Source organism: Myxococcus sp. CA056, from assembly GCF_013336715.1.
GTDB lineage: Bacteria > Myxococcota > Myxococcia > Myxococcales > Myxococcaceae > Myxococcus > Myxococcus llanfairpwllgwyngyllgogerychwyrndrobwllllantysiliogogogochensis.
Genome location: NZ_JABUMT010000024.1, coordinates 1 through 13,147, shown reverse-complemented (window position 1 = coordinate 13,147; position 13,147 = coordinate 1). Strand labels below are relative to the sequence as shown.

Annotated in this window: 11 protein-coding genes; 1 reads left to right on the top strand and 10 read right to left on the bottom strand. The window is 70.8% G+C overall.

All coding sequences use genetic code 11. From position 1 onward, the window contains the following. Positions 1-31 precede the first annotated feature (31 nt). Positions 32-691: an SCO family protein gene (locus HUA76_RS43550; RefSeq protein ID WP_174456180.1), complete on the top strand. Its 660-nt coding sequence runs from the start codon at positions 32-34 to the stop codon at positions 689-691. A 1,010-nt stretch (positions 692-1,701) separates the two neighbouring features. On the opposite strand, the gene HUA76_RS43545 is transcribed toward HUA76_RS43550, so the two are convergent. The 10 genes from HUA76_RS43545 to HUA76_RS43500 all read right to left on the bottom strand — a co-directional run bounded on the left by HUA76_RS43545 (position 1,702) and on the right by HUA76_RS43500 (position 12,973). Continuing rightward, complete coding sequence (locus HUA76_RS43545; RefSeq protein ID WP_141646636.1) at positions 1,702-2,154, bottom strand: hypothetical protein; 453 nt, start codon at positions 2,152-2,154, stop codon at positions 1,702-1,704. A 141-nt stretch (positions 2,155-2,295) separates the two neighbouring features. Further along, positions 2,296-2,772: a hypothetical protein gene (locus HUA76_RS43540; protein WP_141646635.1), complete on the bottom strand. Its 477-nt coding sequence runs from the start codon at positions 2,770-2,772 to the stop codon at positions 2,296-2,298. Positions 2,773-2,827: 55 nt separating this feature from the next. Continuing rightward, positions 2,828-3,361 carry an O-acetyl-ADP-ribose deacetylase gene (locus HUA76_RS43535; RefSeq protein WP_174464266.1) on the bottom strand — a complete coding sequence of 178 codons (534 nt, stop codon included), beginning with the start codon at positions 3,359-3,361 and terminating at the stop codon, positions 2,828-2,830. 104 nt (positions 3,362-3,465) lie between these two features. Further along, entirely contained in the window at positions 3,466-4,053 is a 588-nt protein-coding gene (locus tag HUA76_RS43530) for a Fis family transcriptional regulator (protein WP_174464265.1), read from the bottom strand. A gap of 153 nt (positions 4,054-4,206) precedes the next feature. Beyond that, the gene (locus tag HUA76_RS43525; protein WP_174464264.1) at positions 4,207-5,556 is read right to left on the bottom strand and encodes a universal stress protein; all 1,350 of its coding nucleotides are present in this window, start codon (positions 5,554-5,556) and stop codon (positions 4,207-4,209) included. A gap of 153 nt (positions 5,557-5,709) precedes the next feature. Then, positions 5,710-6,126 carry a type II secretion system protein GspG gene (locus tag HUA76_RS43520; protein WP_141646631.1) on the bottom strand — a complete coding sequence of 139 codons (417 nt, stop codon included), beginning with the start codon at positions 6,124-6,126 and terminating at the stop codon, positions 5,710-5,712. A gap of 54 nt (positions 6,127-6,180) precedes the next feature. Next, complete coding sequence (locus HUA76_RS43515) at positions 6,181-7,638, bottom strand: adenylate/guanylate cyclase domain-containing protein (RefSeq protein WP_141646630.1); 1,458 nt, start codon at positions 7,636-7,638, stop codon at positions 6,181-6,183. 118 nt (positions 7,639-7,756) lie between these two features. Then, a complete protein-coding gene (locus HUA76_RS43510; RefSeq protein WP_174464311.1) occupies positions 7,757-8,785 on the bottom strand; it encodes an OmpA family protein in 1,029 nt (342 codons plus the stop codon). Positions 8,786-8,855: 70 nt separating this feature from the next. Then, positions 8,856-11,732 (bottom strand): GAF domain-containing protein, encoded by a 2,877-nt coding sequence (locus HUA76_RS43505; RefSeq protein WP_174464263.1) that lies wholly within the window; start codon positions 11,730-11,732, stop codon positions 8,856-8,858. A 119-nt stretch (positions 11,733-11,851) separates the two neighbouring features. Then, positions 11,852-12,973 (bottom strand): hypothetical protein, encoded by a 1,122-nt coding sequence (locus HUA76_RS43500; protein WP_141647941.1) that lies wholly within the window; start codon positions 12,971-12,973, stop codon positions 11,852-11,854. Between the last annotated feature and the right edge of the window lie 174 nt (positions 12,974-13,147).

The following is a 13,147-nucleotide window of genomic DNA, read 5'->3' as shown; positions in this document are numbered from 1 at the left end:
GCCCTCCCAGTCCTTTCGTTAGGTCCGGGCCATGTCCGCCGACTCCCCTCTCGCGCTCCCCCCGGCCCGTCTCACGCAACGCCCCGGCTTCTGGGCCGGCCTCGCCGTTGTCGCCCTGGGACTCGCCTCGGTCGCCGCCGTCAACCTGATGCGCGCGGGCAACGAACCCCTGCCCCAGCTGGGCGCCCTGCCGGACTTCACCTTCACCCGCCAGGACGGCAAGCCCTTCGGCAACGCCCAGCTCAAGGGCCACCCCTTCATCGCCAACTTCATCTTCACCCGCTGCCCCACCGTGTGCCCGGCCTTCACCCGGAAGATGGCGCAGGTGCAGACGAGCACCGACTCCTTCGGCCCGAACCTCCAGCTCGTCTCCTTCTCCGTCGACCCGAAGTACGACACGCCCGAGCGCCTCGCCGAATACGGCCAGCTCCATGGCGCCAACTTCGCCCGCTGGAGCTTCCTCACCGGCGACTACGACGTGCTCAAGGACACCATCGTCCAGGGCTTCAAGGTCAGCATGGGCCGTGAGGCCGGCGCCGCCGAGGACGACCTGCTCTCCATCTTCCACGGTACGCACTTCGTCCTCGTCGACTCGCGCGGAGAGATTCGCGGCTACTACGACAGCGCCGACAGCGACTCGACCGACCGGCTCCTGCGCGACGTGAAGCGCCTCGCCCGCGAAGAGGGCTGACCCGCACCGAAACCCGGGCCGGGATGATCCACAGGGCGCGCCACACCCCTTCCCAGGAACTTCTCGCGGCAGCGCTACACCGCTTCGCACGGGCGTGATCCACTGCCTTAGAAGCCGAGAAAAAAGCCCTCAAGAATCCATACTGCCAGTATGGATTTCGCCTCAGGGGCGAGGATCACAACTGGGTACCCATTCACCCAGGTTTGGTGCCCGACCACGCGAACTGAGGGACTGCTTCGCCGTAACGAGGAGCATCCACTGAGCCTGGCTCGCTCCAAGCGACTGAAATGCGGGCTCCTTCCCCGAAGGGAAGAGCCGCGCAGAGGCGGACTCACTCCATCGTCGCCAGAACTGGCCCGAACCTTCCAGAACGGAAGCCCGTCCCGGGCAGGGCCTGTTGAAGCCCTGGCCCTGTGAGAAGCCAGGCCTCAGCCCCCCTCACCTGTCGCTCCGACGAGAACCACCGCTCCAGCCACAAGTGCCTGGGCAAGCCGAAGGGCCAACCCCGCTCTCGCGGAAGACCAGCCCCGATGCCCATTCATCCTGGCTGGTAGGGGGCCCAACCTCCCGTGCAAAGCCAAAGGGCCACCCCCGCCTTCACGGAAGACCGGCCCTCCGTGCCCACCTCGTCGCTTGGGGACACGAGTCCTCCCGTCCCCCGCAAAGCCGAAGGGCCGGCCCCGCTCTCACGGAAGGCCAGCCCTCGGTGCTCATTCATCTCGACAGGGGACACCCAACCTCCGTACCCCGCAAAGCCGGAGGGCCGACCCCACTCTCGCGGAAGGCCAGCCCTCGGTGCTCATTCATCTCGCCAGGGGGCACCCAGCCTCCCGTCCCCCACAAAGCCGAAGGGCCGACCCCGCTCTCACGGAAGGCCAGCCCTCAATGCTCATCCCTCTCGCCGGGAGACACCCAGCCTCCCGTACCCCGCAAAGCCGAAGGGCCGGCCCCGCTCTCGCGGAGGACCGGCCCTCGGGCTTGCCACATCTTCGCGCCAGGGGCGCGAGGCCTTACTCGATGAAGGAGGCGTGGCGCTGCGCGATGATGTTCTGCACGTTCTGCTGGCCGAGGACGTTGTCCGTCCACGCGCCCACCTTCTCGGCGCCAGCGCGAACCTGCTCGGCGACCTTGGTCACGTCCTCGATCTTCGAGGTGGCCTTCGCCAGCGCGCCGATGCCGCCGATGGGGCCCTCGCCGACCAGCGACGTCACGCCCTGCTTCAGCAGGCCGTCCACCACCGGGGCCAGGAACTTGCCCACGTAGGGGATCTTGTTGATCTGCTCGCTGATCTTGTTGGTGATGGGCTCGATGATTTCCGAGGCCGGCTTCTTCAGGAAGCCCAGCAGCTTCTCACCAAACTTCGCGATGCCACCGGCGAGGCCGCCGACCTTCTCCGCCGCGCTGCCAATGCCCTTGAGGACATCCTTGAACAGCTTCGCGGGATTCAGATTGAACAGGCCCATGGTGACACCTCAGAGTTCGCGGGGGACGCGGAAGTTTGGGAGAGAGAAGACTCACAGTGATTCTCGACAGAGCGGCTGAATAGTTTCCGCCAGAATTTCCGTCGGATTTTCTTCCGCTTTCCAGCCCAGGGGGGCCGGACCTCAGGCCCGGCCGCCACCGCCCCGCTTGATCTGATCCAACATCGCCTGCCGCGCCGCGGCGTCCTGGGTCCCCGTGGAGGGGGCGGACGGCGTCGACGGCGGCAACGGAGCGTCCGGCGCGCCCAGCGAGGGCTTCCCGCCCGCGGCCTTCTGCTCGAACTTGGAGTTGTCGAAGTCCGGAGCCGACCCGGGCAGCTCCCCCTTCATCCCTCGGATGAGGAGGTCCGCGGCCTCGTCGGACGTCAGCGGGGTGATGCCGTTCTTCTTCAGCTCCTCGTCGGGGACGATGTTCAGCTCCGGGTCGAGGTCCTTGTCCTGCGCGTACTTGAGGACCAGCTCCACGTAGTCCTCGAGCTTCATGTTCACGGCCGCGGCGATCTTCTTGGTGTCCGCGTCGCTCATCAGCTCGGCGCGAACCACCTCGATGGGCCGCTTGAGCCCGCGCTTGGGCTTGGGGGAAGCATTCTCCTGAGACATGTGATGCTCCGACGAAGAAAGGACGTGGGCGAAACTCTAGCCCAGTTTTCCTCGTTCACACATTCTCGCCCCCCGGGGCCCCCTGGAGCCCCTCGAGCGCGCGCTGATACGTCTCCAGGTCCGCCTCCGAGAAGAGCACCACTGTCACCTTCTCAAGATGTGACAGTCGGGCCAGGGCGGCCTGGATTTCCCGGAGGGCCAAGGGTGCGGCCTTCTCGATGGGAAAGCCGTAGATGCCCGTGGAGATGGAGGGGAAGGCCACCGAGCGCAGCCCCAGCTCCGACACCCGGGCGAAGACGCTCTTGTAGCACCGGGCCAGCGTGGCCTCTTCGCCATGGGTGCCGCCGCGCCAGACAGGGCCGACGGTGTGGATGACGTGTCGGGCGGGCAGGCGGTAGCCCCGCGTCACCTTCGCCTGTCCGGTGGGGCAGCCGTGCAGGAGCCGGCACTCGGCCACCAGCTCCGGACCGGCCGCGCGGTGGATGGCGCCATCCACGCCGCCGCCGCCCAACAGCGAGCTGTTGGCCGCGTTGACGATGGCGTCCGCGTCGACTCGGGTGATGTCTCCTCGGATGAGCTCCAGCGACATGGGGTCTCCTCGCGTCTTCGAGTGGGCCGGGCGCCGATGGGCCCTCGCGCCTCGACTGACGGCGCGAGGGGAGTGAGTCCCCCCGCGCGTGGAGGTCGCGCCCTTCAGCGAGGCGACAGGTTGCGGGACGCCGGCTTGCGCGAGCTGGAGACCGGCTTGCGCGCCTTGGGGAGCGTGCGCGTCACCGAGCCGGGGCGACGGGCCTCCGCGGCCTCGCGCTCCGACTCCGCGACGGCCTTCGCGGCGGCGGCCTTCAACGCGAGCTGCTCCGACTGGAGCGCCCAGCGCCGCCGCAGCAGCTCCCGCATGCCGTCCTTCTGCAGGTCCACCTGCGCCTGGTGCAGGCGGTAGTGCAGATCCTCCCGCAGCGTGCCGCGAGAGAGCGCCGCGTCCGCCGCGCCCGACACCCCCACGACCACCTTGGGTCGCTCCTCCTGCATCTGCAGGCAGCGCAGGATGAGCCCCTGCGCGTCGCGCCCGAGCTTGGCGGCATCGGGGATGAACAACACGCCGTTGCGCTGGCGAAGCGCCCCGGCCAGGTCCGTGGCCTGTCGCACCTCCACGAGCTCCACGTCGAAGTTGCGCGCGGCCTCCTGGGCCCAGCTGCGGCGCTCCTCCTCCGTGCCGCCATGGATGATGAGCGAGGCACGATTGCAGACGAGCTCTTCTTCTCGGTAACCACTGAGCGTCACCGGCAAACCCCCTGCTGTGATGCGTGGTGCGGGGATTCTAGCGCCCCATCGGGTCTCCCGTTCAACGGGCCACGTGTCCTGGCAGGTGGGGCTCGAAGCGACCCACCTGAAAACCCTTTCATGTGTACCTGAGTGACTGCTGTCTCAAACGTGTCACGTGCCGGGCACCACCATGACGGGCCGGCGGCAGCGCGCCACCAGCTCCCGAGCCACCGCGCCGGGCAGCGCGTCCGGCTCCCGCGAGGGCTCCCCCGACGTCCCCAGGCAGACCAGGTCCACGCCCTCGCGCTCGGTGGCCTGGCAGATGGCCTGCGCGATGTCCTCGCCCGTCACGCCCTCCACGCTCCAGCGCAGCGCCTGGGCGCCCTCGTCGCGAGGCACCAGCTCCCACAGCCGTCGCAGCATCACCTCGCGCTCGCGAGGGGGCTCCGGCAGCACGCCATAGTGGTCCATGAAGCCCCCCGTCTCGCCCAGGCGCTTGCGGTGCACATGCAGCAGGTGCACCCGGCCGCCCGGCCCCACCAGGGAGCGGGCCTGGGCGATGGCGCGCTCGGACGCGTCGGAGAAGTCCACCGGCACCAGCACGCTGCGCGGCGGCAGCGCATGCCGGGGCTCGCGCAGCACGTCCGGCACGCACACCACGGCCTGCTCCGCGTTGCGCAGCACCCCGGCCGACACCGAGCCGTGCCACAGCCGCTTCACCGCGCCGCGCGCGCGCATGCCCACCACGACGAGGTCCGCGCCGCGAGAGAGCGCCACGTGCAGCAGGTGGTCCGCCGGCCTGCCGAAGCCCGGCTCCAGCACCACCTCCACGCCGCCCTCGCCTAGCAAGTCCCCCACCTGCTCACGCACCTCGCGCAGCAGCACCGTCTCCACCGCCGGGTCCAACGCCTCCATGTCCCGCGCCTGGGGCTCCAGCAGGTCCACGTGGACGGGGGTGTGGATGCCCAACCGGTCGCGCTCCTCCAGCGGCGAGCACACGTAGGTGGCCAGCACGTCGCACGGCCCCACCCGGCGCAGCTCGCGCAGGAAGGCCACGGCGGCGTCGGCGGTGGGGGACAGCGGATCCACGCCCACCACGACGAGCAGGCGCCGCCGGCCTCGCAGCCAGTCCACCAGCGCGTCCTCGCGGCGCACCGACAGCACCGGGCCGCAGCCATGGCGCGCCAGCCGCTCCGGCAGCGACGCGCGCCGCCAGGCCGACGTGCGCCAGCCCTCCGCCGCGGCCACCACCCAGCGCGAGTGGCGGCACTCCTCGTCCGCGAGCACCGCGTCCGTGTCCGAGCGCACCCGGCAGCTCACCCGGCCCGGGGGGAGCTCCAATCGCTCCGCCTGCGCCTCCAGGTGCCGCTGGGCCTCCAGGCGCGTGGCCTCCGTCAGCGGCTCGCCGTCGATGACGCCCACGAGCAGGAGCGGCTCTCCCAGCCGGGCCGCCAGGGCCGCGGCGACCTCCACTTCCCGGGACTCCCGCGCCATCAGCGGGCTCGCACAGACGATGGCCATGGCCGCCCTCCTCGCGGGGATGGCCTGGATGTCCATCCCCTCCAGGACAGATGCGCACGACGCCGCCAGGCGGGGGGCCCCTCCGTCATGCCAGCCCGCCCGGAGGCCCATCGGTCGCCGGGCCCGAAGGCACACGGCCGCACGTCAGGACGGCTACTTCACCGGCTCCGGCCGGGGGTGTCCGTCGTGGTTGGTGTGGTCCTGCTCCTCGCGGCTGCCGCCCCGGTCGTCGCTCTTGCCGAACGTCGCGATGAACACCTGGGTGCCGTTGCTGGTGTACCGGTAGTGCCGCCCCCACGGGTCCAGCGGCAGCGCGGGCAGGTACTTGGGCACCAGCAGGGGCTCCAGGTCCGCTTCTTCCGGCAGCTCGTTGCCGTCCGCGTGGAAGCGCGACAGCGCGTCCTCCAGCACGCCGATGTCCTGGTGGATCCGCTCCGCGTACACCGCCTTCGAGCGCGTCAGCGCCCCCACCAGCACCGCGCAGATGAGGGCGAGGGCGAACACCAGCCCCACCCACAGCACGGGTGAGCGACGGGAGGGCGGAGGGCGGTCGTCAGCGGACGGATTCATGCCCCCCACCCTACCGCCAGAGGGGGCCTGGGGTGCGGAAGACTTCACGCGGGCCTAAAGCGCGCGGAATAGCGGCACCGGCTGCTGCTTACCCTTCAGGCGGACAGGGGGCAGGTCCTCGAAGGCCGTCTCGTTGGCGTCCACCAGCTCCCGGGTGCGCTCGCCCACGAGGATTTCCCCGGGGCCGGCGAGCGCGCACAGCCGCGCGGCCACATTCACCGCGTCTCCGATGCAGGTGTACTCGGAGCGCACGGTGCTGCCGATGTTGCCGGCGACGACGACGCCCGAGTTGATGCCCACGCCCAGCTCCAGCACCAGCGGGTGGCCCTCGCGGCCGTTGGCGGCCCACTCGGCCTCCGCCTCCACGCGCAGGTCCGTCATCGCGTCCATCATCATCTTCGCGCACTGGAGCGCGCGCAGCGCGTCGTCCGTGCGAGCCACCGGGGCGCCGAACACCGCCATCAGCCCATCGCCGAGGAACTTGTCCAGCGTGCCCCCGCACGTGAGCACCGCGTCGGACAGCCGGCCCAGCACCTGGTTGAGCACGCCGACGACCTGCTCGGGAGGGAGGCTCTCCGCCAGCCCGGTGAAGTTGCGGATGTCCGCGAACAACACCGTCACTTCGCGCTTCTCGCCGGTGAGCACCACCGCGTCCGCGCTCTTGAGGATTTCGTCCACCACCGCCGCGGACGTGTAGCGAGCGAACAGCTTGCGCATCCGCTCCGTCTCACCGGTGCGGCGCACCACGCTCTCGATGCGCGCCGCCAGCTCGTCCATGGACGCGGACTTGTTGACGTAGTCGTCGGCGCCCGCGCGCAGGCCGCGCACACGCTCCGCCTCGCGGTCATTCGCGGTGAGGATGATGACGGGCAGGCCCCGCGTGGGGCCCTCCTTGAGTCGGCGGCACAGCTCCACGCCATCCAGGCCCGGCATCTCCAAATCACTCAGGACGATGGCGGGCTGAAGCCGGCTCATGCCCTCCAGCCCCTCGAACGGGTCCTGGAAGCAGAGGACCTCGTAGCCCAGGGCGACCAGGCCCTCCTGCACGAAGGCACACGCCAGCGGGCTGTCGTCCACGACGACGACGCGGCGGCGCCCGTCGATGAAGGGCCGCGGATTCTCCTGCCGGCCCGCGATGCGGTTCTGCAGGCCGAGCGCCTCGTAGATTTGCTTGTACGTGCAGTGCCCCAGCTCCACGAGGATTTCGCCCAGCTTGCGCCCGTCGCGGCGCTGACGGGCGAGCGCTTCCTCGAGCTGCGCGAGCGTCACGTACTTGAGCCCCACCAGCAGCTCGCCCAGGGCGGGCTGCGAGGGCCCCTTGTCGTGGTGCAGACCCAACGCCTCTCCCAGCGCGTCCTGAATCTGCTCCCGGGTGACGTAGCCGAGGGAGATGAGCGCCTCGCCCACGCGCTGGCCAGTGAGCGCCTGGAGGGCCAGGGCTTCCTGCACCTGCACGGGCGTGACGATACCCAGCTTGAGCAGCAGGTCACCAAAGAGGGGGGATGCGCTCATGGGGGCCACCTCGGCGTCCGGTGGAGCCTTGGACGCGGCCGACAGCGTATCCCACCTCCCGACGCTCCGGGAGGACTCCACCCCGAGGACGAGCCGAGGCGCCCGAGACCCGCCCACCTCACCGCCGGGGGGCGGGCCGGGCGGGCTTGCGGACGGGGGGAGGCGGGATGATGAACTCCACGCGGCGGTTGGCCGTGCGTCCAAGCGACGTCCCGCTGGACTCGAGCGGCCTGTCCGCCCCGAGCCCCTGCGCCTCCAATCGCTCCGTCGGGACGCCCTTCCCCTCCAGGTAGGCCACCACGGCCTCCGCGCGGGCCTGCGTCATCGCGCGTCCGGTGGTCGCGTCATCCCAGGCGTCGGTGTGCCCCTCCACGATGACGCGCGTCAGCTCCGGGTGCGCGAGCAGCACCCGGGCCACGTTGTCCAGGAGCGCGTGCGAGCTCGCCTGGAGCTTCGCCGTCTGACTCTCGAAGCCGATGCGCTCCAGCAGCTCCAGCCTGTCCCGCTGGAGGCTGACGCGCTGCTTGTCCTGGGCGGGGCAGCCCTGGTTCGTCGCCGGGCCGTACACCGTGGGGCAGTTGTCCCGATGGTCCGCGAGGCTGTCACCGTCCCTGTCCCGCTCGGGACACCCGCGCAGGTGGGGGACGCCCTCGTCGCGAGGACAGGCGTCATCCTCGTCCGGGACACCATCGCCGTCCTCGTCCTGCTCCGGACAGCCCTGCCGCTCCACCGGGCCGGGCTCCTCGGGACACACGTCGGCGTCGCCCTCCACGCCATCGCGGTCCGGGTCGACGATGGGGCAGCCCTTGCGCTCCAGCGGGCCGGCCTCGCGGGGACACGCGTCCTTGGTGTCCTCCACGCCGTCGTCGTCGAAGTCCCGGGCGGGACAGCCCTCCCGGAACGCGGGGCCCGCATGGCGTGGGCACTTGTCCACGGAGTCGTCCAGGCCGTCGCCGTCGGTGTCCTTGCTGGGACAGCCGCGCGTGGAGGCGAGGCCGGGGAGGAGCGGGCACGCATCCCCGGCATCGGACACACCATCACCGTCGCCGTCGGGAGCAGGCCGCGCCTGGGGCGCATGGCCACATCCGGAAGCGAGCGCCCCACCCAGCAGGAGGAGCAGGACTCCGCCGCGCAAAACACGCATCATCACGAAGGGCACCAGAGCGCACGGGGCCGAGCGCTGTCCAGGTGATGTGTCTGGTGGACGGGCCACGCGCTCACGTCGGCAAGGTGTCGGACAGGGGAAGCTCCACGGTGAAGATGGAGCCCTTGCCGGGCTGGCTCTGGACGCGGATGCCTCCGCCGTGGGCCTCGACGATGCGCTTGGTAATCCAGAGCCCCAGGCCCAGGCCCTTGAAGTGCTGCGCGGACTCCGAGCGCTCGAAGCGCTCGAAGATGCGCTCCTGGTCCTCCTGCGCCACGCCGATGCCCTCGTCCTGGACGACCAGCTCCGCCACCGCTCCGCGCGGCTCCACCCGCACCGTCACCGGCCGCCCCGCGCCATACTTCGCCGCGTTGGACAGCAGATTCACCAGCACCTGCTCCAGCCGCAGCTTGTCCCACTGTCCCACCACGGCGTCGTCCGCCAGCATGCGCACCTCGCTGCCCGCGCGCACCAGCTCCTCGGACATCCGCGACACCAGTTCGCGCGTCAGCGCCGCCAGGTCCACCTCCTCCAGGTTGAGGGACAGCCGGCCCGCGCTGATGCGCGACACGTCCAGCAGGTCGTCGATGAGCAACCCCAGCCGCTGGCCCGCACGTGCCGCCTTCTCCGCGCGCTCCGCCAGCCCGCTGGCCGCCATCGCGTCCTTCGCCATGCGCGCCAGCAGGTGAATCTGGAGCTGCAACGCGTTGAGCGGCGATTTCAGCTCGTGCCCCGCCACCGACAGCAGCTCGTCGCGAGCCTTCACCGCCTGGGTGGCCGCGCCATACAGCCGCGCATCCTCGATGGCCAGGGCGGCCCGCGCGGCCAGGCTCTCCAACAGCGCGCGCTCCTCCGCGGTGTACTCGCGCCCGCGCGCCTCGCGGATGACGCCGAGCGTGCCCAGCACCCGGCCCCGCGCGCCCAAAGGAACGATGATGAGGCTCTGCGGCCCGTAGCGCTCCAGGAAGGTGACACCCTCCGGCGAGCGGTCCCCCTGCAGCTCCTCCGCGCTGAGCCGGGGCACGAAGAGCGTCTGCCCCGTGGCCACCACCCGGCCCGACAGCCCTTCACCCACGCGCGCCGGGTTCATCCGCAGCGACGACTCCAGCACGCCGCGCGCGACGGGGTCCGGATGGTGCGCCGCCACCAGCTCCAACTGCTCCCCTTCCTCCGCGAGCAGTTGCAGGACGCACCCGCCGCCCAGCGCCTCGGACACCTTGCTCGCCAGCACGTCCAGCACCGTGGGCAGGTCCAACCCCGCCTCGGCGATGAGCTGGCTGACCTGCACCAGCACATGCAGCCGCGCGGCGCTGCGCCGGCTCTCCTCCTCCGCCGCGCGCGCGTCGCGAAACAACCGCGCGTTGTCCATGGCCATCGCCGCGCGCCGGGTGAGCTCCTCCGCGAGCGACAGGTCCGTCGCGTCGAAGGGCGCCCGCCCCGCGTCCCGCACGAAGGTCAGCGCGCCGAGCGTGCGCTGCCGGGCCACCAGCGGCGTGAGGATGAGCGAGCTGATGCTCCACGTCGACGCGCCGTCCACCTCGGAGACCGCGCGCGTCTTGCGGGTCTCCATGCGGGATTGCCCGCTGGCCAGCACCCGCGCCAGCGTGGAGGGCTGCCCCGAGTCGAGCGGGAAGCTCGTCAGCTCCAGCACCCGCTGCGCCTTCTCCGGGCTCGCGTGCAACACCGCCAGCCGCCGCACCACGCCCTCTTCGTACGAGTCCACCGAGCACCCGTCCGCGAAGTGGCCCAGCGCCAGCCGCGCCACGCCGGCCACCGTGTCCTCCCAGCCCAGCGAGCCGGACACCAGCGCGCTCGCGTCCGCCAGCAGGCTCAGCCGCGCGCCCAGCGCCTCCGCCTCCAGTCGCGCGGTGTGCTCTCGCTCGTACAGCCGCGCGCGCTCCAGCGCCTGACCACACTGCCGCGACAGCCCGATGATGGACTCGCGCTCCAGCGCGGTGAAGTCCTTCTCCCGCTCGAAGCCGAAGGCCAGCGTGCCGAACACCCGCCCCTCGACGAACAGCGGCGCCAGCGCCAGCGCGCGCAGCGGCCCTTCCTCCATCAACGCCGCGAGCCTCGGGTAGCGGGCCTGAATCGCCGCCAGCGTCTCCAGCCACACCGGCGCTTCGGCCAGCACCGCGTCGTACCCCGGCAGGTCCTCGCCGGTGCGGGGCAACACGCGCAAGGGCTCCAGGAGCCCGTCGGGCACGCCCACCGCCGCGATGAGCTCCGCGGACGCGCCGCCCTCCGGCGTCAGGTGCACCATGCCCGCCATCGCATCCACCGCCGGCAGGCCCAGGTCCAACACCACGTGGGCCACCTCCTCGCGGGTGAGCGTCTGACCGAAGGCCTCCGTCACCGCCTGGAAGCGGCTCAGCCGCAGCACCTCCGCCTGCTCCACCTCCGCGCGCGCCCGAGCCACCTCCACCCGCGTCCCCTCCACCGCCAGCTCCCGCTCCAGCGCCAGCCCCGCAAGGCGCGCGTACAGCCCGCAGCGCTGAAGGTCCTCCTCCGACGGCACGCGCCCCTGGCGCAGGACGGCGCACAACACGCCGACGACGCCCCGGTCCACGGAGGGCGACAGCGGCAGCGACACCAGCCCCACCGCGCCCAGCTTCCGCCGGGCCTCCGGCTCGCCCGCGAGCAGCACGTCCCGCTCCAGGTCCACCGACACGTACGTCAAGAGCGCCCCGTCGATGTCCCTCGGGCCGTTCAGCAGGCGCTGGCCACACACCTCCAGCGCGTCAGCCGGCAGCGCGGGCGTGGCGAGCAGGCGAGGGACGCTTTCGTCCTCTCTCCAACACATGAAGACGCCGGACGCGGAGAGGGTGGCCGCGGCCTCGCGCAGCAGCGCCTCCAGCACCGCCCGCACCGGCGGCGCCACCGACAGCCGCTCCCGGGGCCGCGTCACGCGGTCCGTCGCGGCCACCCGGTTGCTCTCGGGCACCTTCATGCCCACACGTCCCCCCGGTCTGGGCCCCATCGGGCCAACCGCGAAGCTCCAGTGTCCCATGTCCGCCAGGGCCGCGAAACCCGCGGACACCTGTCCCCAGGTACAAGAGACCTTGGCTTTCAGTGAGCGAACACATTGAAGAAGGCGAAGAAAATCTCGAGGACGATGAGCAGGACGATGACGGCCTCCAGCGTGTGGGAGCGGTCGATGTCCACGTCGCCCTTGAGCAGGCCATACGTCTGGGCGAGCAGTTGCTGCTTGCGCGTGACGGAGCCCTGCCAGGCGGAGATGCGCATGCGGCGCACCGCGCCCTCGTAGACCTTGGCCAGGTAGAAGTCGCCGATGATTTTCAGGCTGTTGTCCACCCGCTCGATGAACTCGTTGAGGTCCACCAGCGTGGTGAGCGTCTGCCGCGTCAGCGTGCGGTACGGGCTGCGGAACAGCCGCGTCCACCCGTGGCGCTTGGCCTGCACCTCGTCGTGGATGCGCGCGATGTGCTCGTCCAGCCGCTCGTCGTAGTAACGGAATTCCAACAGTTGCGCGTTGGCGATTTCGAGCAGGTCCGGGATGTCCCCGGAGCCCGACGGCTCGTAGACGAAGGCGCTGTTCCAGTCGATGACGACCAGGTCATTCACCGTGTAGCTGAAGCGCATCTGCGTGACGGCCTCGCTCTCCCGGCGCGACAGTGGCGTCTGGCCGTTCTCCCCCAGCAGCAGCCGGGCGAGGTCCGCCTCCGCGAGGATGTCCTCCGCGGACGGGTTGCCCTGGATGCTCTCCGCGAAGATGACGGTGTAGCTCTCGTTCTGGTCCCACAGGTGCGGCTCCTGCACCGCGGCGGCGATGGTGTTGCGCACGCCTTCCACCAAATCCAGCGCCAGGTCCTCCAACGCCTGGCTGTCATACAACTCGTCCGCCACGCGGATGAGCTGCTCCAGGGACGTGCCCGGCACCACGGGCACGCGCAGGATGATGGACGCGGCGCCATGGTCGAACAGGCGCGCGGTGGCATCCACCGTGACGGGCCCGTCCTTCAGCGCGAGCGGCCTTCGCCCCAGCTCATACGCGAGCGGCGGATTGGGGAGCTGGAGGTACTGGCCATTCTCGCGCGACAGCTTGAGGCGGCGGGTGTCCTCCGACACGGCCTTGCGCGCCCGCTCCAGGTTGATTTCCTCCGCGATGTCGAAGGTGCGGTAGCAGAGGATGTGGGCCTTCTCGAAGAGCAGGGGAGCCGAGGCAGCCATGGTGCGCCCAGCCTAAACCGGAGTTCGTGATTCTCGATCAGGCCGGAGGGCGGGCGGGCGTGAAGTGAGCGGGAAGAGGGAGCAGGGGCACCTCTCGTTCGGCTCTGTGTGCGCAGAAGACCTGAGAGCGAGAAGGCCCTGCCCGAGGGCAAAGGTAGGCAGTGGCTGAAGAGG

Coding starts and splice junctions, on each gene's coding strand:
- HUA76_RS43520 (WP_141646631.1), bottom strand. CDS start 6,126: ATGAATCCGTCCGCTGACGACCGCCCTCCGCCCTCCCGTCGCTCACCC.
- HUA76_RS43550 (WP_174456180.1), top strand. CDS start 32: ATGTCCGCCGACTCCCCTCTCGCGCTCCCCCCGGCCCGTCTCACGCAA.
- HUA76_RS43535 (WP_174464266.1), bottom strand. CDS start 3,361: ATGTCGCTGGAGCTCATCCGAGGAGACATCACCCGAGTCGACGCGGAC.
- HUA76_RS43500 (WP_141647941.1), bottom strand. CDS start 12,973: ATGGCTGCCTCGGCTCCCCTGCTCTTCGAGAAGGCCCACATCCTCTGC.
- HUA76_RS43515 (WP_141646630.1), bottom strand. CDS start 7,638: ATGAGCGCATCCCCCCTCTTTGGTGACCTGCTGCTCAAGCTGGGTATC.
- HUA76_RS43545 (WP_141646636.1), bottom strand. CDS start 2,154: ATGGGCCTGTTCAATCTGAATCCCGCGAAGCTGTTCAAGGATGTCCTC.
- HUA76_RS43525 (WP_174464264.1), bottom strand. CDS start 5,556: ATGGCCATCGTCTGTGCGAGCCCGCTGATGGCGCGGGAGTCCCGGGAA.
- HUA76_RS43505 (WP_174464263.1), bottom strand. CDS start 11,732: ATGAAGGTGCCCGAGAGCAACCGGGTGGCCGCGACGGACCGCGTGACG.
- HUA76_RS43510 (WP_174464311.1), bottom strand. CDS start 8,785: ATGATGCGTGTTTTGCGCGGCGGAGTCCTGCTCCTCCTGCTGGGTGGG.
- HUA76_RS43540 (WP_141646635.1), bottom strand. CDS start 2,772: ATGTCTCAGGAGAATGCTTCCCCCAAGCCCAAGCGCGGGCTCAAGCGG.